The following is a 19494-nucleotide window of genomic DNA, read 5'->3' on the forward strand; positions in this document are numbered from 1 at the left end:
TAAAACAGCCTCAGCCTGACTTTCAGGCTCTTACTTCAGCTCTGCAAGCGCACGCTCAACACCCGCGCCGTAAGCGGGATCGACCTGATGGAACAAGGCGATCTGGCGCTGCTGGATAAACTCAGGGATCTGAATCAGTTCTCCTGCAATACGTTTAAACATGCGCTGATGCTCTTCCTCGCCCAACAGGTTGAAGAGGGCGCGCGGCTGGGTAAAGTAATCTTCATCCTCGCGATGGTTCCAGTGGTCGGCGGCCCCTTCCAGCGACAGCGGCGGCTCGCTGTAGTCCGGCTGCTCCTGGAAAACATTAAAGCTGTTCGGTTCGTAGGTTGCACCGTTGCCGCTGTTGCCGTCCACGCGCATCGCGCCGTCGCGGTGATAGTTATGGAACGGGCATTTAGGTGCATTCACCGGGATCTGATGATGATTCACGCCCAGGCGATAGCGGTGGGCATCGCCATAGGAGAAGAGGCGGCCCTGCAACATACGGTCCGGAGAAAAGCCGATGCCCGGTACCACGTTAGCCGGGCTCATTGCAACCTGCTCCACTTCGGCAAAGTAGTTATCGGGATTGCGGTTCAGCTCAAACTCACCCACTTCAATCAGTGGATAATCCGCATGGGGCCAGACTTTGGTTAAATCAAACGGGTTATAAGGCGTTTGCGACGCTTCCGCTTCCGGCATCACCTGCACAAAGAATTTCCAGCGCGGGAAGTTGCCTTTTTCAATGGCTTCAAACAGATCGCGTTGTGAGCTTTCGCGGTCCCGGCCAATTAACAGCGCGGCTTCGTCATCCATCAGGTTGGCAATACCCTGCTCGCAGCGCATGTGGAACTTCACCCAGAAACGCTCCAGTTGCTCGTTAATAAAGCTGTAGGTATGGCTGCCAAAGCCGTGAATATGCCGGTAGGAGGTGGGCAGTCCCCGGTCGCTGAAATCAATGGTCAACTGGTGCAGCGACTCCGGAAGCTGGGAGAAAAAGTCCCATTTATAGGTTGGGTTACGCAGATTGGTACGCGGATCGCGCTTTACCACGTGGTTCAGATCGGGAAACTTCATCGGATCGCGCAGATAGAACACCGGGGTGTTATTGCCCACCAGATCCCAGTTGCCCTCTTCAGTGTAAAACTTCATTGAGAAACCACGGATATCGCGCTCTGCATCCGCGCCGCCGCGCTCACCTGCAACCGTGGAGAACCGCATAAACAGATCCGTTTTTTTGCCGATGTCTGAGAAAATTTTGGCCCGGCTGAAGCGGGTGATGTCCTGAGTCACGGTAAAAGTCCCGTAGGCCCCGGAGCCTTTGGCGTGCATGCGGCGCTCCGGGATCACTTCCCGATCAAAATGCGCTAATTTTTCCAGAAACCAGACATCCTGCAACAGCATCGGGCCACGGCGGCCGGCGGTCATAGAGTTATTGTTGTGGGCCACGGGTGCGCCAGCAGCGGTAGTCAGTCCTTTTTTAATCATCGGGCATCTCTCTTTTGAGTAAGATATACGCTATAAAAGAATGGTTATTAATTGGTGTTCTCTATTGTTATTGCCATTGTGCCCCGGCGGATCGATCCCCGGCAATCTGGCTCTGGCTATCGCTGCCATCTCTGAAACAAAACAGAGCTAAAAATGACGTTGTGTTTATCGGGGTCTGTTCATACAGTTAACCGACGCTGCCCGAACTGGAGAACAACATGATAAGAGTGGAAATGCTCGCAACTGGCGATGAAGTCCTGCACGGTCAGATTGTGGATACCAACGCGGCCTGGCTTGCCGGGGTGCTGTTTGAAAATGGCCTGCCGATGACCAGCCGCCAGACCACCGGAGACAATCTTGACGAGCTGGTAACGGTGCTGACCGAGCGCAGCAAAGTCGCCGACGTGCTGATTGTCAACGGAGGGTTGGGACCTACCAGCGACGATCTCAGTGCGCTCGCGGCGGCTAAAGCAGCGGGCGTAAAACTGGTGATGCACCAGCAATGGCTGGCGAAGATGGAGGCCTTTTTTGCCGAACGGGGCCGGAAAATGGCTGACAGCAACCGCAAGCAGGCTGAAATTCCGGAAGGGGCCGAGATGCTGGATAACCCGGTCGGTACCGCCTGCGGCTTCGCGATGCAGCTGAACCGCTGCTGGATTTTTTTCACTCCTGGCGTTCCCTCAGAATACAAAGTGATGGTCGAAGAGCAAATTTTGCCGCGGCTGAAAGCCCGTTTCGACCTGCCGGAACCCCCGGTTTGCCTGCGACTGACTACCTTTGGCCGCGGAGAGAGCGATCTGGCCGCCGAAATTGAGCCGTTGCCGCTACCGGAAGGGGTGGTGATGGGCTATCGCGCTTCCATGCCGATTATCGAACTCAAGCTGAACGGGCCTGCCTCTAAGCTGGTTGAAATGGAGCAGTTTTGGCAGCGGGTGCGCGAAATTGCTGGCGAGAGCACTATTTTTGAAGGGATGGAAGGGCTGCCCGCTCAGCTCGCACGCCGTCTGAGCGAAAAAGGTTACACGCTTGCGGTAAGCGAGCAGTTTACCGCCGGATTATTGCATTGGCAGCTTGCTTCGGCACAAGTGCCGCTGGCGGCGGGGAACGTGCTGCCTGCACAGCAGGAGTCTCTGCAGGCGCTGATCGAGCGCAGCAGGCAGCTTGCCGCCACGTCCGGCGCATCGCTGGCGCTGCTGGTAGGCGGGATTTATGATGAGCAACTGGGCTTTGCGTTACATACTCCAGAAGGCAGTTGGGCGCAGCGCGTGAAGTTTAACGTCAACCGTCATGGCCTGAAGACCCGCCAGGATACGGTGGCAATGATGGCGCAGAACATGCTGCGCCGCTGGCTTAACGGTATGGACGTTTCAACCGGACACGGCTGGATTGATGTGGTGAAAACGCTGAAAGATTGAGCCGGGATCGGCCGGTAAAAAAATGCCCCCGGCAGAATCTGTCGGGGGCATTTTTTATGGCAATTGCGAGAAAAAAGCAGCGCTACATCTCCAGTTCAATATCACCGTTGGCTTTGCAGCAGCAGGGGAGAATTTCATCATCCTGCACGAAGGCCAGCGGTTTGGCGGCGTAGCTGACTTCACCCTTCAGCAGTCGGGTGCGGCACGAGCCGCAGAAGCCTTCCCGACACTGGTACTCAACGCAAATCTGATGGGCTTCCAGCGCGTCCAGCAGCGAAGGGTGCTCCTTCTCACATTGCAGCTGCGTGCCGGAAGCACGCAACACGATGAGTGACCCGGCCATTTTACAGCTGGAAGTCGTCGAAGTCGTTTTCACCCACTTCAGAGTCAATCTGACCCACCAGATAGGAGCTGACTTCAACTTCCTGCGGAGCAACCTGCACGTTGTCAGAAACCAGCCAGGAGTTGATCCACGGGATAGGGTTAGAGCGCGTTTTGAACGGCAGATCCAGACCCACCGCGTGCATACGGATATTGGTAATGTACTCAATATACTGGCACAGAATATCTTTATTCAGGCCGATCATGGAGCCGTCACGGAACAGGTATTCTGCCCACTCTTTCTCCTGCTGGGCGGCGAGTACAAACAGGTCATAACACTCCTGGCGGCATTCACGGGCGATCTCCGCCATCTCAGGATCGTCTTCACCGCTGCGCAGCAGGTTCAGCATATGCTGGGTACCGGTCAGGTGCAGCGCTTCGTCACGGGCGATCAGCTTGATGATTTTGGCGTTGCCTTCCATCAGCTCACGCTCGGCAAAGGCAAACGAGCAGGCAAAGCTGACGTAGAAGCGGATCGCTTCCAGCGCGTTCACGCTCATCAGGCAGATATAGAGCTGTTTTTTCAGGGCGCGCAGGCTGACGGTAACGCTTTTGCCGTTGACCTGATGCGTACCTTCACCCAGCAGATGCCAGTAATTGGTCATCTCAATCAGATCGTCGTAATAGGCAGAGATATCTTTAGCGCGCGACAGGATCTGCTCATTGGTCACGATATCATCAAATACAATCGCCGGATCGTTAACGATATTACGGATGATGTGCGTGTAAGAGCGTGAGTGAATGGTTTCAGAGAACGCCCAGGTTTCAATCCAGGTTTCCAGCTCAGGGATGGAAATTAGCGGCAGCAGCGCCACGTTCGGGCTGCGCCCCTGAATGGAGTCCAGCAGCGTCTGATATTTCAGGTTACTGATGAAAATGTGCTTTTCATGTTCCGGCAGGCCCTGATAGTCGATGCGATCGCGTGAGACATCCACCTCTTCCGGGCGCCAGAAGAAGGAGAGCTGCTTTTCAATCAGCTTTTCAAAGATTTCATATTTCTGCTGATCGAAGCGGGCGACATTGACCGGCTGACCGAAAAACATCGGTTCATCCAGCTGATTGTTTTTGTTTTGCGAAAACGTTGTGTAAGCCATGAATAGTGATCCGTAGAGCGGGCCGCGCAAAGCAGCCCTGACAGATGATTGATGGAGGCGACAGGCGTCGCCCCACAGTTAACGCTTAAATTTTGCAGGCGCCGCTTTCACAGCCGTCGTCCTGAATGGACGGCACCATATCTTCCTGCGTATCTTCTGCACCGTCACGGGTGTTCTGATAGTAGAGCGTTTTTACGCCAAATTTGTAGGCGGTAAGCAGATCTTTTAACAGCTGTTTCATCGGCACGCGACCGTTGGCGAAACGCGTTGGGTCGTAGTTGGTGTTCGACGAGATAGCCTGGTCGATAAACTTCTGCATCAGGCCAACCAGCTGCAGATAACCGTCGTTGTTTGGCATATCCCACAGCAGCTCGTAGCTCTCTTTCAGGCGCTCATACTCAGGCACAACCTGACGCAGAATGCCATCTTTCGATGCTTTGATGCTGATATGGCCGCGCGGTGGCTCAATACCGTTAGTGGCGTTTGAGATCTGCGATGAGGTCTCAGACGGCATCAGTGCAGAGAGCGTTGAGTTGCGCAGGCCGTGGGTTTTGATCTCTTCGCGCAGCGCTTCCCAGTCCAGGTGCAGCGGCTCGTTACTGATCGCATCGAGATCTTTCTTATAGGTGTCGATAGGCAGAATGCCCTGCGCATAGGTGGTTTCGTTAAACCACGGGCAGGCACCTTGCTCTTTCGCCAGCTCGTTTGAGGCTTTCAGCAGATAGAACTGAATAGCTTCGAACGTTTTGTGGGTCAGGTTGTTTGCGCTGCCGTCGGAGTAACGAACGCCATGCTTCGCCAGATAGTAAGCGAAGTTGATCACGCCTATTCCCAGTGTACGACGGCCCATCGCGCCGCGTTTTGCCGCCGGGATTGGGTAATCCTGATAATCCAGCAGCGCATCCAGCGCACGCACGGCCAGTGTCGCCAGCTCTTCCAGATCGTCCAGGCTCTCAATCGCGCCCAGGTTAAACGCTGACAGCGTACAAAGAGCGATTTCCCCATTCTCATCGTTGACGTCCATCATCGGCTTGGTTGGCAGCGCAATCTCCAGGCAGAGATTGGACTGACGAACCGGTGCGATAGCGGGATCGAACGGGCTGTGGGTATTGCAGTGGTCAACGTTCTGAATATAGATACGGCCGGTAGAGGCGCGTTCCTGCATCATCAGCGAGAAGAGGTCAACGGCCTTCACGCGCTGCTTACGGATGCTGTCATCAGCTTCATATTTGGTGTAAAGGCGCTCGAACTCGTCCTGATCGGCGAAGAAGGCGTCATACAGGCCTGGTACGTCAGAAGGGCTGAACAGCGTGATCTCCTGACCTTTCAACAGGCGCTGATACATCAGTTTGTTGATCTGGACGCCGTAGTCCATATGACGAACACGGTTTCCTTCCACGCCACGGTTATTTTTCAGAACCAGCAGGCTTTCCACTTCCAGGTGCCACATTGGATAGAACAGCGTGGCCGCACCGCCACGAACGCCGCCCTGAGAGCAGGACTTCACCGCAGTCTGGAAGTGTTTGTAGAAAGGAATACAGCCGGTATGGAAAGCTTCCCCACCCCGGATCGGGCTGCCCAGCGCACGAATGCGGCCAGCGTTAATGCCAATACCTGCACGCTGTGAAACGTATTTCACGATAGCGCTGGAGGTGGCATTAATGGAGTCCAGGCTGTCGCCGCACTCGATCAGCACGCAGGAGCTGAACTGGCGGGTAGGGGTGCGCACGCCGGACATGATTGGCGTAGGCAGCGAGATTTTGAAAGTAGAGATCGCATCATAGAAACGCTTCACGTAGTCCAGACGCGTTTCGCGCGGGTAGCCGGAGAAGAGGCAGGCGGCCACCAGGATATAGAGGAACTGCGCGCTTTCGTAAATATCCCCGGTCACGCGGTTCTGCGCCAGGTATTTACCTTCAAGCTGTTTCACCGCCGCGTAGGAGAAGTTCATATCGCGCCAGTGGTCGATATAACTGTCCATCTCTTCGAACTCTTCTGCGCTGTAATCTTCCAGCAGATGGCTGTCATATTTGCCCATATCGACCATACGCTTCACCTGATCGTAGAGCTTTGGCGGTTCAAACTGGCCGTAGGCTTTTTTACGCAGGTGGAAGATGGCCAGGCGCGCCGCCATGTACTGATAGTCAGGCGCATCGCGAGAGATCAGGTCAGCAGCGGACTTGATGATGGTTTCATGGATATCAGAGGTTTTCATGCCCTCGTAGAACTGGATATGAGAACGAAGCTCTACCTGGGAGACAGAGACGTTGTGCAGCCCTTCTGCAGCCCAGTCCAGCACGCGGTGGATTTTATCGAGGTTGATGCGTTCGGTGCGGCCATCGCGTTTGGTGACAAGCAGACTCTGATTCATGCCGTGTAATATCCTGTCCGTGAGGGTGAAAACAAAAAATATCCCCCGTTTATACACAGAATGTCCGGATGTGCGTAACTCTGTGGATAAACACTACATATAGGGGGTCATGGAATTTTGAACAACAATATGGTGAGTATTCTAGTAATTTCTGCCGGGTTAACAAGGCTTGATTTTCACATCAAATTGCTGATCGGGCCGTGGCAGTTTTCCTAAGTCCGCGTTTCTCAAGGGCCAGGGGCCATGTCAACAGATTGATTATTTTTTTAGAAATTTGATCAAGCGCGGGTTTCTTGTTCAGCCCTGAAAAATTGCCCATTTTTTTGCGTAAAAAAGAGCCGGAAGCGACCCACTTTTTACCGCGTTTGCAAAAGGGAATGAATTTAACGTGCGTTTTATCCTGCCGCGAACCGGGTATGCCGCCTGAAGGATCACGATCTGACAGTGGGACTGTCAGAGAGGCTGGTGCCAGCGGCATAAAGGCCACTCCGTGGAGGGGAGCTATGGGAAGCAGGGGAATTCATCAGGAAAGAGAGCGGCTAAAGCTCTTTAACAGAATCTCAGGCAACAGCATAGTTAACTGTTAAAACAAGCCATTAAATTTTTTGTCCGCTTTTGTCAGGTTGCTCTTCAAATTTCTGAATCGCTTAAAAATCGCCTTAACTATAAACCCTGTAATTTACAGGGATAAGGGAGGGTTTATGGCGTTACAGGGAAAGATGATCCTGAACGGTGCTGACTACGCACCTTTCACCCTGTATGGCGTTGGCGTGTTTATGGCCTTTTCGGGGAATGGTGTTTACCGAAACAAGGAGGCATGAACTGCGGCATACCCAACGTTAAATTAGCGGGCAATGTTAAAATGAATCATGTTGAAAGCGTCAGTATGCAGTATGAAAAAATCACCTGGCGCAGTGTAGAGGGCAATATCCAGTATACGGATGCCTGGAACGAAAGAAATACGGCATGCAAAGAGGGGCGCGCTGTGCCACGGCAAATTATCGTGTGCCTGTAACACCGCGTGTTTTTCCCCGGCAGAATGATTCTGTTAAAAAAATATAAAAAATTGCTGGCCTGGACAGTATTGTTTCAGCAACCGGAATAATTTTCTTAAGTTGGGGACAAAATTTGCCTGGCAATAACAGACAGGCTCCGGCGTAAGCCGGGCCTGCCTGAGGTACCTCAATTAAGGGCAGGTTTACGCTTTCAGCGCGTGGGTATGCACCATGTAATTGACGTCCACGCCCGGCGCGAGCTTAAAGGTGTTGGTCAGCGGGTTATAGTGCAGGCCAATAATATGACGTTCGCGCAGAGGGGTTTCATCCACCCAGTTCAGCAGTTCAGCCGGACGGATAAACTTTTTGATATCATGCGTTCCGCGGGGCACCATGCGCAGCAGATATTCTGCACCCACAATGGCCATCAGCCAGGCTTTACTGTTGCGGTTAAGCGTGGAGAAAAATACTTCGCCACCAGGTTTGACCAGTTTTGCACAGGCATGCACCACCGAACGTGGGTCCGGCACATGCTCCAGCATCTCCATACAGGTCACGACGTCATACTGACCGGCAAACTGTTCGGCGTGCTCTTCCACAGTTTGCTGCACGTAATCCACCTTCACGCCGCTTTCCAGCGCATGCAGACGGGCCACTTCTAAAGGCTCCGCGCCCATGTCCAGCCCGGTCACCTCAGCACCTTCGCGCGCCATACTCTCGGCAAGAATGCCGCCGCCGCAGCCGACATCCAGCACTTTTTTACCGAACAGGCCATTGCTGTGCTGAGCAATATAGCCAAGACGAAGAGGGTTGATACGATGCAGAGGTTTAAACTCGCCTTCCAGATCCCACCAGCGGGATGCCACGGCTTCAAACTTGGCAATTTCGTTATGATCCACGTTAGCCGTGGCGGCGCTTTTTTCAGCCTTCATAGGTGTCTCGCTCACTAAAAGTTTATGGGCAGTATACCTGTTTCCTGAGGGGAATGTGCAGCGCCCGGCGTTCCGGTTGTTAAGCACGCATTAAAGCGTGCAAAAAGACGCTTTCCGTTCACCACCTGGCCTAAAGGTGATATACTTTCGCACCTTTGAATCCGGGTATAATGTAGAGGGATAGCGGCTCCATGAGCGATCTAGCCAGAGAAATCACACCGGTTAATATCGAAGAAGAGTTAAAAAACTCTTACCTCGACTATGCCATGTCGGTCATCGTTGGCCGTGCATTGCCAGATGTTCGCGATGGTCTGAAACCAGTTCACCGTCGTGTGCTCTATGCCATGAACGTGCTGGGCAATGACTGGAACAAACCCTATAAAAAGTCTGCCCGTGTTGTCGGCGACGTTATCGGTAAATACCACCCTCACGGCGATACGGCCGTGTACGACACCATTGTTCGTATGGCGCAGCCCTTCTCGCTGCGCTATATGCTGGTAGACGGCCAGGGTAACTTCGGTTCCGTCGACGGCGACTCCGCCGCCGCAATGCGTTACACCGAAGTGCGCATGTCGAAAATCGCCCATGAACTGCTGGCGGATCTGGAAAAAGAGACCGTCGACTTTGTGCCGAACTATGACGGCACCGAGCAGATCCCGGAAGTGATGCCGACCAAAATCCCTAACCTGCTGATCAACGGCGCTTCAGGTATTGCTGTCGGCATGGCGACCAACATCCCTCCGCATAACCTGACGGAAGTGATCAACGGCTGCCTGGCCTACATTGAAGATGAAAACATCAGCATCGAAGGGCTGATGGAGCACATCCCAGGGCCGGACTTCCCAACAGCGGCGATCATTAACGGTCGTCGTGGGATTGAAGAAGCTTACCGTACCGGTCGCGGAAAAATTTATATCCGCGCCCGCGGCGAAGTAGAAGTCGATGCCAAAACCGGCCGCGAAACAATCATCATTCATGAAATTCCTTATCAGGTGAACAAAGCTCGCCTGATTGAGAAAATGGCTGAACTGGTGAAAGAGAAGCGTCTGGAAGGGATCAGCGCGCTGCGCGATGAGTCTGATAAAGACGGCATGCGCATTGTGATTGAGATCAAGCGTGACGCGGTTGGCGAAGTGGTTCTGAATAACCTCTACTCCCTGACGCAGCTGCAAACCTCTTTCGGCATCAACATGGTTGCTCTGCATCAGGGACAGCCAAAGATCATGCCGCTAAAGGATATTCTGGAAGCGTTCGTGCGTCACCGCCGCGAAGTGGTGACCCGCCGTACCATTTTCGAGCTGCGTAAAGCACGCGATCGCGCCCATATCCTGGAAGCGCTGGCCATCGCGCTGGCAAACATCGACCCGATTATCGAGCTGATTCGCCATGCGGCTAACCCAGCCGAAGCGAAAGCGGGCCTGGTCGCGCGCTCATGGGCGCTGGGCAACGTCTCTGAAATGCTGGCGCGTGCCGGTGATAACGCCGCGCGTCCTGAATGGCTGGAAGATGAGTTCGGTATCCGTGACGGTGAATACTACCTGACCGAGCAGCAGGCACAGGCAATTCTGGATCTGCGCTTGCAGAAACTGACCGGCCTTGAGCATGAAAAGCTGCTGGATGAGTACAAAGAGCTGCTGGCCCAGATCGCTGAACTGCTGCGCATTCTGGAAAGCTCCGACCGTCTGATGGAAGTGATCCGTGAAGAGCTGGAACTGATCCGCGATCAGTTCGGCGACCAGCGCCGCACCGAAATCACCGCCAACAGCGCGGATATCAACATCGAAGACCTGATCAATCAGGAAGATGTGGTAGTCACCCTCTCTCATCAGGGCTACGTGAAGTATCAGCCTCTGACCGATTACGAAGCACAGCGTCGTGGCGGTAAAGGCAAGTCTGCGGCACGTATTAAAGAAGAAGACTTTATCGACCGCCTGCTGGTGGCCAACACCCACGACACCATCCTCTGCTTCTCCAGCCGGGGCCGTCTGTACTGGATGAAGGTCTATCAGCTGCCTGAAGCGAGCCGTGGCGCGCGGGGACGTCCTATTGTCAACCTGCTGCCGCTGGAGGCGAACGAACGTATTACTGCCATCCTGCCGGTACGTGAGTATGCCGAAGGGTGGAACATCTTTATGGCGACCGCCTGCGGCACCGTGAAGAAAACCGCGCTGACTGAATTCAGCCGGCCGCGCAGTGCCGGGATCATTGCCGTCAACCTGCGTGATGACGATGAGCTGATCGGCGTCTCGCTGACCAACGGTGGCGACGAAGCGATGCTCTTCTCAGCGGCAGGTAAAGTTGTGCGCTTCGCGGAGAGTGCCGTGCGTGCCATGGGCCGTACCGCTTCCGGCGTACGCGGCATCAAACTGGCAGAAGGGGACCGCGTGGTGTCGCTGATTGTGCCGCGTGATGATGGCGCCATTCTTACCGTTACCCAGAACGGCTACGGTAAGCGCACCAGCAATGCCGAGTATCCGACCAAGTCCCGTGCAACTCAGGGCGTTATCTCGATCAAAGTGACCGAGCGTAATGGTCCGGTGATTGGTGCGGTACAGGTTGTCGACAGCGATCAGATTATGATGATCACCGATGCCGGCACGCTGGTTCGTACCCGCGTTTCTGAAGTGAGTGTGGTAGGGCGTAACACCCAGGGTGTTATTCTGATCCGCACCGCAGAAGATGAAAACGTGGTTGGCCTGCAGCGCGTGGCCGAGCCGGTTGCTGAAGAAGAGCTGGATGCTATCGACGGCAGCGTAGCGGAAGGGGATGAGGATATCGCCCCGGAAGTTGAAAATGAAGATGAAGCACCGGAAGGCGATGAAGAGGAATAATCTTCACAGCGTTTAGTGCCTGAGGCCGGTTCGAAAGAACCGGCCTTTTTATTGAGTACGCCTGCGGCCACAACTGGCTTTTTTCACCTGCTGGCGGTACTGTATCGGGATCGTCGTCAGCCCCACCGCTAAAGGATTCGCTTGAAATATCTCGTCTCGTTCAGAACCACGTTAAGGATTTCCCGTTACCTTTTCCGGGCGCTGGCACTTATGCTCTGGACGCTTGGTGCGCTGCTGACCACGTTTTATATTATTAATGTGCTGCATGAGAAAGAGTCGCAGGTCCGTCAGGAACTTGGCGCCAACTTCGAGCAGGCGCAGTGGTATGTGCGTCACTCCGCTGATGTCACCCGCGAGCTGAAATATATCGCAGAAAACCGCCTGAATTCATCGGCTAACGGCCTTGATGTGCTGAACGGCGTTTTTCCCGGCAAAACGGCTTTGCCCCAGTTTTATCCGCTCTATTCCGATTCTGACTGCAGCTCCATGAGCAACACCTGGCGTAGCTCGCTGGAGTCGCTGAGCTATTTTCTGCATTACTGGAAAGAGAACTTCGCCTCCGCCTATGAGCTCAACAGAGTCTTCTTTGTGGGGGGAGAAAGCCTCTGCCTGGCCGATTTCGGCGTAGGCAACGCCTCGGCCAACCGTGAGCGGGCGCTGAAATCGCTGCATGAACGTATTCTTAAATACCGCAACGGCAATGATGAAGAGCGCAAAAGCAGCCTGGTGTGGATCGCCCCTTCCGGGCAGCCGGGCGTGGGCTATTACTATCTGCTGACGCCGATTTATGTCGCCAGTAAAATGGCGGCTCTGCTGGGCATTGAACAGACCATTCGGCTGGAAGATTTTGTCACGCCGGGCAGTTTCCCTGTGACCGCAACTATCATTGATGCCAATAACCAGCGGCTGATGTCCACCTCCCGTACCGGCGGCGGCATTTCGCTGGATGATCTGCCGGACGATCGCAGCTGGTTCGGCTACGTTAACGGCTATAAGAAGCTGGTGCTGAAGAAAACGCTGATGCCTTCAGAGCTGACGGTGGTCTACTCTGTCGAGACTGATGAGCTGATAGCCAAGCTGAAAGTGCTGATCATCAACGCCATTCTGCTTAACGTTATCAGCGCTATCATTCTGTTTACGCTTGCCTGGCTGTTTGAGCGCCGTATGTTTCTGCCTGCGGAGGATAATGCTCACCGGCTGGAAGAGCACGAGCAGTTCAACCGTAAAATTGTGGCTTCAGCCCCGGTAGGGATCTGCATCCTGCGCACCAGCGACGGCACCAATATTCTCAGCAACGAGCTGGCGCACAACTATCTCAGCATGCTGACCCAGGAAGACCGCCAGCGGCTGACGGAAATCATCTGTGGTCAGCAGGTTAACTTTGTCGATGTGCTGACCGGCAGTAACACCAACCTGCAAATCAGCTTTGTGCATTCGCGCTACCGCAACGAAAACGTGGCTATCTGCGTGCTGGTGGATGTCAGCGCCCGCGTGAAGATGGAAGAGTCGCTGCAGGAGATGGCGCACGCCGCCGAGCAGGCCAGCCAGTCCAAATCGATGTTCCTCGCCACGGTCAGCCATGAACTGCGTACGCCTCTTTACGGCATCATCGGCAATCTGGATCTTCTGCAGACCAAATCGCTGCCACAGGGGGTGGAGTCGCTGGTCACCGCCATGAACAACTCCTCCAGCCTGCTGTTAAAAATAATCAGCGATATTCTCGACTTCTCCAAGATTGAATCTGAACAGCTGCGCATTGAGCCGCGTGAATTCTCCCCGCGCGAAGTGATCACCCATATTGCTACCAACTATCTGGCAATGGTGGTGAAGAAACGCCTGACGCTGTGGTGCTTTATCGACAGTGACGTACCCGTGACCCTGGATGGCGATCCGCTTCGTTTACAGCAGGTGATCTCAAACCTGCTGAATAATGCCATCAAATTCACCCATACCGGTGGCATTATCCTGCAGGTATATGTGAAGGACGGTTATCTTGCCTTCCGCGTGCGTGATACCGGCGTGGGCATTCCGGCTAAAGAGATCACCCGCCTGTTCGATCCTTTCTTCCAGGTCGGCACGGGCGTTCAGCGCAACTTCCAGGGGACCGGCCTGGGGCTGGCGATCTGTGAAAAGCTGATCAATATGATGGACGGCGATATTGAGGTCGATTCGGAACCTGGCATGGGCAGCCAGTTTATCGTTCGTATCCCGCTCTATAACAGTAAGGTTATGACGCCCACGCTGCATGATGGTCTGCAGGGGAAAAAATGCTGGCTGGAATTACGCAACGACGGTCTGGCGAGCTTCCTGGAAAAACTGCTGCGGGAACATGGCATCAACGTGCAACGTTTACAGGAAGGGCAGTGCGGCCCGGAAGATGTGCTGGTGACAGATTACGACTATCCGCTACAGCAGGCGCTGCGTGCGGTGATCCGCTTTGATGGCAGCCATAACGACGGCCCGCTGGAGCTGTCGGCCGGCCGTTGGGTTTACGGCACCACCACACCTCATGAGCTGCCAGCCCTGTTGGGCAGGATCTACCGGGTGGAAGTGGCAATGCCGGATGCGCTACCGGGCCTGCCGGAAGCGGAAGAGAAGCGCGCCAGCAATGAAGATATTTTGATTCTGGTGGTGGACGATCATCCTATCAACCGTATGCTGCTCTCCGATCAGTTAGGATCGCTGGGGTATCGCGTGAAGACGGCACAGGATGGGGTAGATGCGCTGAACGTGCTGAGCCGCAACGAGATCGATATCGTGCTGACCGACGTTAACATGCCCAATATGGATGGCTACCGCCTGACTCAGCGCCTGCGTCAGTTAGGGCTGACCTTCCCGGTGGTGGGCGTAACGGCTAATGCGCTGGCAGAAGAGAAGCAGCGCTGTATGGAGGCTGGAATGGATAACTGTCTGTCGAAGCCGGTCACGATGGATACGCTGCAGCAGGCGCTGGCGTTTTATGCAGAACGCGTCAGAAAGGGCAGGGAGTAGTTATTCTGGCATAAAAAAGGGCGGAACAGAGTCCGCCCTGATGCAGCTTAGTACTACTTAGTCTTTATCGACCGGCATGCTGCTGACGGAAGAGAGATAGTTCAGCAGCGCAATATCGTTATCCACGCCAAGTTTCATCATTGCTGATTTCTTCTGGCTACTGATGGTTTTGATACTGCGGTTCAGCTTCTTGGCGATTTCCGTTACCAGGAACCCTTCGGCAAACAGGCGCAAGACTTCACTCTCTTTTGGAGAGAGACGTTTGTCGCCGTAGCCACCCGCGCTGATTTTTTCCAGCAGTTTTGCCACGCTGTCCGGGGTATATTTTTTGCCTTTCTGTAAAGCAGCCAGCGCTTTTGGCAGATCGGTTGGCGCGCCCTGTTTCAGAACAATCCCTTCAATATCCAGGTCCAGAACAGCGCTCAGGATGGCTGGATTACTGTTCATGGTCAGAACAATGATCGATAAATCGGGATAATGACGCTTGATGTATTTAATCAGCGTAATGCCGTCGCCATATTTTTCGCCCGGCATCGACAGATCGGTGATTAAGACATTGGCATCCAGTTTTGACAGGCTGTTGATTAATGCTGTGGAATCTTCGAACTCACCAACTACGTTGACCCATTCAATTTGTTCGAGAGACTTACGAATACCGAACAAAACAATCGGATGGTCATCGGCAATAATTACGTTCAAGTTGTTCATTTTATTGGTTACCTTGCTGCAGCAGTTTACTGACATAGTGGTCAATATCACTGGTGGTATTTTTAATGTTTGAATCGTCACACTCGGTAATGTGTTGTTCTAACGTTTCACAAAGCTGCTTGCCGGGTGTCAGGTTGAGCATGGCAAACACGCCTTTCAGGCGATGCGCAGTCTGAGCAAGGGAACTCAAGTCCCCTTCCGCCGCCTCATTATACAGTCTCTTTACATCATCTGGTACTGTATCAACAAAGAGCTGATAGTAACCAGGCGCAAAAAGCTTAGCCGTATCCTGATCTTCCATCACCTCTGCTTCGTTTTCATCCTGGGCCAGCTGTTGTTCAATAAGCTGCAGCAGCGCATCCTGCATCGCGCTGCTGATATTGAAGTTGACCCGATAGCTGTCGCGGGAAAGCGCGGTAAAGCCCGTTTCGTCATCCGTCAGGAGTAACGACCAGGGCGTGAGACGTGCGGGATCGTCGGTGACCAGCACATCGTGGTCCTGACCGGAGAAACGTTCATCGGGGGTGATACAGCTTGCTCCCCAGTTTTCCAGCTGATGCACCACGATTTTTCTGACTTCATCAACGGTGATATCAATCAGCGTGGTCAGGCCTTCCAGCAGCTTCTCTTCCTGCGCATGCTGCTCCTCCTGCGGCGCATGGATCTGAATGCTGTAACGGGTACCGATATCGGGACGCGCCACAATTTCCAGATGCCCGCCCAGCTGTTTACAGAGCTGTTTGCAGAGGAAAAAGGCCAGCCCGGAAGCCTGACCAAAGCGATCGTGACTGGTCTCGCCAAGGAATGGGAAATCGGTATTGCCCATTTCATCCACCATCAGTCCCGCGCCGGTATCGACAATCTCGATCGCCAGACGGTCGGGACGATCTGCCGGATGATTTACCTCAATGCTTATCCGTCCCCAGCTGGTGCTGGTGATGGAGTAGTGCAGCAGGGTCGTCAGGATCTTATAAAGCGCCCGGCGGTCACCGTAACGGCTTTCATCGCTGTTCAGCCGGTTACAGACCACCAGCTTCAACCCTTTGCGCCGCATCGAAGGCAGCGCTTCCATCACCAGTTCATCCAGCACGCTTTGCAGCATAAAGGAGCCTGATTCCGGCGCCCAGTCATGGGTTTCAAGGCGGTTGAGCAGCACAATATCATCCACCAGGCGGCTCAGCGCCTGGGATTCTTCCAGCGTATCGCTGAGATCGTCTGCCGGATGCGCTTCGCTGATGGCCTGCAGATGCGCAATCACTTTATCCAGCGGTCTGTTGAGCGCATGCCCCAGATTCTGCAACAGCTGCTGACGCGTCTGATGGTTCTTATCCAGCACCTGCTGCGCTTTTTGCAGTTTTTTATTCACCAGCAGTTCACGATCCTGGTCGCGCATCATAAAGATCTGCGTATTGGGGGAAAGTACGCTGCGGGCGTGGCGGATTTCGTAAACTTCATTATTTACCGTGGCCTGCAATACGCCCTGATGCTGGTCGGACATATTGATGATTTTTTGCAGGTTAAGGTGGGGAAGCAAGTGCTCAGCGATCTTGTTGCTGATAATGGTACGATTATTCGCAAAGTCATATACCAGCAGCCCGACGGGCAGACTGCCGACAATCTCTTCATTCAGCACGCGTAGCGAGTCCAGCTCGGCACTCTGGTTCTCGCTGGGACGCAGTGATTGCTGTCGCAGCAGAAATAGTCCGGCCAGCGAGAGCAGCAGCAGCCCCAGGTTCGCCAGCAGCGGCCACATCAGATTATGCAGCGTATCCATAAACAGCCCCATCAACGGCACGCGGTAAACCAGTTGCAATGGCGTGCTGGTGAGCGAGGCTGCAATTTCGATATTAGGGTTAGCCAGCGTTACCTTTGTGCTGTGGGTCTGATCGTCCGGATCGCTGCTAACCGGCGCGCTGTTCGCATCCTGCTTGAGCTGGAAATACTCCAGCGGCATATTCAGCGGGATCAGATCGTTAATAGGTAAATCAAAGGCTACCACGGTCGCCAGATGGCCAGGCTGATTAAAGGTGGTGCGGACGGTGAAGTAGTGGTCATTCTGCCAGGTGAAACGACGCAAAGGCGAGAAGCTTTCACGCTCGTCCAGCGCATTCGCCTGCTGTAGCATCTCGGCGCGGCGCGCCTCAACAATATTGCTGATGGCGCTCTCTTTATAGCGTGTCGCCATATCTTTCAGCGGCAGGGTAGAGACCAGAATCAGGCTGTTATCCTGTCCGTTGAGGAAATACATCGACCAGGTGCTGTTTTCCGCTCCCCACAGCGTATCCAGGTAGTTGGACATCCGCAGCGTCATATCGAGCGTGCTGCTGTCGTGGGAACCAAAAATCAGCGATTCTGTTTTACGGCGTGTCTTCTCAAGATAGTAAACATCCGGACGCAGGCGAGTCTCCTGCAGGCTGTTGGGTGGCGACCCGGCAGCGTTAGCGGCCAGGTTTTCATAAATCTGCCAGGTTGCAAAGCGATAGGTATCGATGCGCTTTTGCATGGCGTGAGCGATATCCGCCAGCGCATAACGCTTGTCGGTCAGCCAGGCGTTCACCGAATTGTGGATCATAAATCCTGACGCCAGCAGCAGCATCAGAATAAACATCACAAAAAAGCGTGTGACATTGCCTGATGTCAGAGGAAATTTGTATGGCAACATAGCTTAGCGTGGGACCCCAGTTAACGTGTAATCAGCCGGGCGCTTGCGGCCACAGCTAACAGCAGTACGGCAATGGCGGAAAACGCCGTCGCAAGGCTGTACCACTGTGAGATAAAGCCGATGAGTGCCGGACCTGCCAGAATACCCGCATAACCAATCGTTGTCATGGAAGAAATTGCCAGATTCACCGGCATGGTTTTCTGATTCCCTGCTGCGCTGAACATAATAGGGACGGCGTTAGAGGCGCCAAAGCCTACCAGCACAAAACCCAGCAGTGTGACCACAACGTTTGGTACAAATACGGCCAGTAAAAGACCGAATGAGGCGCAAAGCGTGCCGCAGAAAAGCGTCAGAAAGCGTCCAAAAGAGATGACGAGGCGATCGCCAGTCAGCCTGCCCACCGTCATCGCTACAGAAAAGAGCGCATAGCCCAGGCCCGCGTGTGAATGCGCTAAGTCGCGTGTCTGCGTCAGGAACAGGGCGCCCCAGTCCAGTATCGCCCCTTCTGTCAGAAAAAGAATAAAACACAAAACGCCGAGGAACAGCACCCAGCCGCGCGGCACCACAAAAAGCGGCGCATCAGGCTGATGAACCCGGTTGCTCAGCAAATGACGCTGAGAGAAGAGATAGATAGCGATAATGATCAGGCCGATCACGCTAACGGCCAGCAGCGGAGAAAGCCCGAAAGCGAGTCCGGCGCTGACTGCCCCTGCGCCTGCAATTCCGCCAACGCTAAAGAAACCATGGAAGCCGGACATCATCGCCCGTTGAGAGGCCTTTTCCACCTCTACCGCCTGAATATTCATCGCCACATCGACGAGGCCGATGGAGGCACCAAAAACCATCAACGCCAGAGCCAGCGTAACGGGCGTGGAGAGGGTCGCCAGTAACGGCAAAGCGATCAGAATAAAGACGCTGCCCAACGTTATGACGCGCTTACAACCCAGGCGACCTGCCAGCATGCCGGTGAGCGGCATCGCTATCAGCGAGCCCAGCCCAAGGAACAGCAGCAGCGTACCCAGCGCGCCATCGCTGAGCTGTGCACGATCTTTCGCGTAAGGAACCAGCGGTGCCCAGGCGGCCATACCTATTCCGGCAATAAAGAAGATGGCACGCGTAGCGTGTTGCGTGGCTACTGCGCTGGCATTTGCGGGTCGAGCATCCAGTGTCGTCATGATATCCGTTTAAAATCTGCCTTGAGGTGCGCTTCTTTTACCACAAGAACTTTGTTTAAAGAAGATTGCTCATACCTGTCAGGTTTGTGGCTCACGGATTACGCCAGTAGGGCCATGGCCTGACAATTGTTAACCCCTAAAAATAGCACTGTTAACAGGATTTGTCGCTGCAGGCCCATTTTCCAGATAACTCCTGAAACAAAGGTGAAATCGTGCGCCTTAACTCAAATCATTGGTATAGGGTGAAAAATCGCCATTATTCCCCTTTACGGCAAAATCAGGGCGAATAAAAAATAACCAAAGCCAGCCTGGGCAACTTGTGCTGTTTATCACGAATTTACAGGAAATTTTGGCCTGTCAGCGCTGCCTTTTTAGCCGTAAATGGTCAGTTCAGGAAGCATAAAAAGAGAAAGCCTGCAAAATGCATAAGAATTTTCCTCGCTTTAAATCAAATCCTTATCTTCCATAC

12 protein-coding genes and 2 pseudogenes are annotated in these 19494 nt (G+C 53.9%); 5 read left to right on the forward strand and 9 right to left on the reverse strand.

Annotated features, from left to right (window positions below):
- Nucleotides 1-30: 30 nt before the first annotated feature.
- A complete protein-coding gene (locus SD961_RS13535; protein ID WP_318790870.1) occupies nucleotides 31-1470 on the reverse strand; it encodes a catalase in 1440 nt (479 codons plus the stop codon).
- A 218-nt stretch (nucleotides 1471-1688) separates the two neighbouring features.
- On the opposite strand from SD961_RS13535, the gene SD961_RS13540 reads away from it, so the two are divergent.
- Complete coding sequence (locus SD961_RS13540; RefSeq protein WP_318790871.1) at nucleotides 1689-2885, forward strand: nicotinamide mononucleotide deamidase-related protein YfaY; 1197 nt, start codon at nucleotides 1689-1691, stop codon at nucleotides 2883-2885.
- A gap of 82 nt (nucleotides 2886-2967) precedes the next feature.
- On the opposite strand, the gene yfaE is transcribed toward SD961_RS13540, so the two are convergent.
- The 4 genes from yfaE to SD961_RS13560 form a co-directional block, all read right to left on the reverse strand.
- Nucleotides 2968-3228: a class I ribonucleotide reductase maintenance protein YfaE gene (gene yfaE / locus SD961_RS13545; RefSeq protein ID WP_318790872.1), complete on the reverse strand. Its 261-nt coding sequence runs from the start codon at nucleotides 3226-3228 to the stop codon at nucleotides 2968-2970.
- Nucleotide 3229: 1 nt separating this feature from the next.
- Nucleotides 3230-4360 (reverse strand): class Ia ribonucleoside-diphosphate reductase subunit beta, encoded by a 1131-nt coding sequence (gene nrdB / locus SD961_RS13550; RefSeq protein WP_318790873.1) that lies wholly within the window; start codon nucleotides 4358-4360, stop codon nucleotides 3230-3232.
- An 85-nt stretch (nucleotides 4361-4445) separates the two neighbouring features.
- Nucleotides 4446-6731, reverse strand: a complete 2286-nt coding sequence (gene nrdA, locus SD961_RS13555) for a class 1a ribonucleoside-diphosphate reductase subunit alpha (RefSeq protein ID WP_306211634.1) — start codon at nucleotides 6729-6731, stop codon at nucleotides 4446-4448.
- A 181-nt stretch (nucleotides 6732-6912) separates the two neighbouring features.
- Entirely contained in the window at nucleotides 6913-7209 is a 297-nt protein-coding gene (locus tag SD961_RS13560) for a hypothetical protein (RefSeq protein ID WP_318790874.1), read from the reverse strand.
- 223 nt (nucleotides 7210-7432) lie between these two features.
- On the opposite strand from SD961_RS13560, the pseudogene SD961_RS13565 reads away from it, so the two are divergent.
- Together SD961_RS13565 and SD961_RS13570 are read left to right on the forward strand one after the other, a co-directional pair.
- Nucleotides 7433-7549 (forward strand): annotated as a pseudogene (locus SD961_RS13565) (DUF2778 domain-containing protein); the annotation flags it as partial.
- Nucleotides 7546-7746 (forward strand): annotated as a pseudogene (locus SD961_RS13570) (hypothetical protein); the annotation flags it as partial. The pseudogenes SD961_RS13565 and SD961_RS13570, both read left to right, overlap by 4 nt.
- A gap of 183 nt (nucleotides 7747-7929) precedes the next feature.
- Here SD961_RS13570 and ubiG read toward each other — a convergent pair.
- Entirely contained in the window at nucleotides 7930-8658 is a 729-nt protein-coding gene (gene ubiG, locus SD961_RS13575; RefSeq protein WP_318790875.1) for a bifunctional 2-polyprenyl-6-hydroxyphenol methylase/3-demethylubiquinol 3-O-methyltransferase UbiG, read from the reverse strand.
- Nucleotides 8659-8849: 191 nt separating this feature from the next.
- Here ubiG and gyrA point away from each other — a divergent pair, with 191 nt between their 5' ends.
- Both gyrA and rcsC read left to right on the forward strand, forming a co-directional pair.
- The gene (gene gyrA, locus SD961_RS13580) at nucleotides 8850-11489 is read left to right on the forward strand and encodes a DNA topoisomerase (ATP-hydrolyzing) subunit A (protein WP_318790876.1); all 2640 of its coding nucleotides are present in this window, start codon (nucleotides 8850-8852) and stop codon (nucleotides 11487-11489) included.
- 141 nt (nucleotides 11490-11630) lie between these two features.
- Nucleotides 11631-14480 carry a two-component system sensor histidine kinase RcsC gene (rcsC, locus tag SD961_RS13585; protein WP_318790877.1) on the forward strand — a complete coding sequence of 950 codons (2850 nt, stop codon included), beginning with the start codon at nucleotides 11631-11633 and terminating at the stop codon, nucleotides 14478-14480.
- A gap of 57 nt (nucleotides 14481-14537) precedes the next feature.
- Here the strand turns inward: rcsC and rcsB are convergent, their stop codons facing one another.
- From rcsB to SD961_RS13600, 3 genes are read right to left on the reverse strand one after another with little or no spacing between them, the layout of a single operon-like run.
- On the reverse strand, nucleotides 14538-15188 hold the full coding sequence (rcsB, locus tag SD961_RS13590) for a response regulator transcription factor RcsB (RefSeq protein WP_306211643.1): 651 nt from the start codon (nucleotides 15186-15188) through the stop codon (nucleotides 14538-14540).
- A gap of 1 nt (nucleotide 15189) precedes the next feature.
- Nucleotides 15190-17850 carry a phosphotransferase RcsD gene (rcsD, locus tag SD961_RS13595; RefSeq protein WP_318790878.1) on the reverse strand — a complete coding sequence of 887 codons (2661 nt, stop codon included), beginning with the start codon at nucleotides 17848-17850 and terminating at the stop codon, nucleotides 15190-15192.
- A gap of 20 nt (nucleotides 17851-17870) precedes the next feature.
- On the reverse strand, nucleotides 17871-19025 hold the full coding sequence (locus SD961_RS13600; RefSeq protein ID WP_318790879.1) for an MFS transporter: 1155 nt from the start codon (nucleotides 19023-19025) through the stop codon (nucleotides 17871-17873).
- Between the last annotated feature and the right edge of the window lie 469 nt (nucleotides 19026-19494).

Source organism: Erwinia sp. MMLR14_017, from assembly GCF_033657285.1.
Classification (GTDB): Bacteria; Pseudomonadota; Gammaproteobacteria; order Enterobacterales; family Enterobacteriaceae; genus Erwinia.

Excerpts from the sequence above, each read along its gene's own strand:
- SD961_RS13600 (WP_318790879.1), bottom strand. The coding sequence starts at position 19,025 with ATGACGACACTGGATGCTCGACCCGCAAATGCCAGCGCAGTAGCCACG.
- nrdA (WP_306211634.1), bottom strand. The coding sequence starts at position 6,731 with ATGAATCAGAGTCTGCTTGTCACCAAACGCGATGGCCGCACCGAACGC.
- ubiG (WP_318790875.1), bottom strand. The coding sequence starts at position 8,658 with ATGAAGGCTGAAAAAAGCGCCGCCACGGCTAACGTGGATCATAACGAA.
- gyrA (WP_318790876.1), top strand. The coding sequence starts at position 8,850 with ATGAGCGATCTAGCCAGAGAAATCACACCGGTTAATATCGAAGAAGAG.
- SD961_RS13560 (WP_318790874.1), bottom strand. The coding sequence starts at position 7,209 with ATGCCGCTGGCACCAGCCTCTCTGACAGTCCCACTGTCAGATCGTGAT.
- SD961_RS13540 (WP_318790871.1), top strand. The coding sequence starts at position 1,689 with ATGATAAGAGTGGAAATGCTCGCAACTGGCGATGAAGTCCTGCACGGT.
- SD961_RS13535 (WP_318790870.1), bottom strand. The coding sequence starts at position 1,470 with ATGATTAAAAAAGGACTGACTACCGCTGCTGGCGCACCCGTGGCCCAC.
- nrdB (WP_318790873.1), bottom strand. The coding sequence starts at position 4,360 with ATGGCTTACACAACGTTTTCGCAAAACAAAAACAATCAGCTGGATGAA.
- yfaE (WP_318790872.1), bottom strand. The coding sequence starts at position 3,228 with ATGGCCGGGTCACTCATCGTGTTGCGTGCTTCCGGCACGCAGCTGCAA.
- rcsD (WP_318790878.1), bottom strand. The coding sequence starts at position 17,850 with ATGTTGCCATACAAATTTCCTCTGACATCAGGCAATGTCACACGCTTT.
- rcsB (WP_306211643.1), bottom strand. The coding sequence starts at position 15,188 with ATGAACAACTTGAACGTAATTATTGCCGATGACCATCCGATTGTTTTG.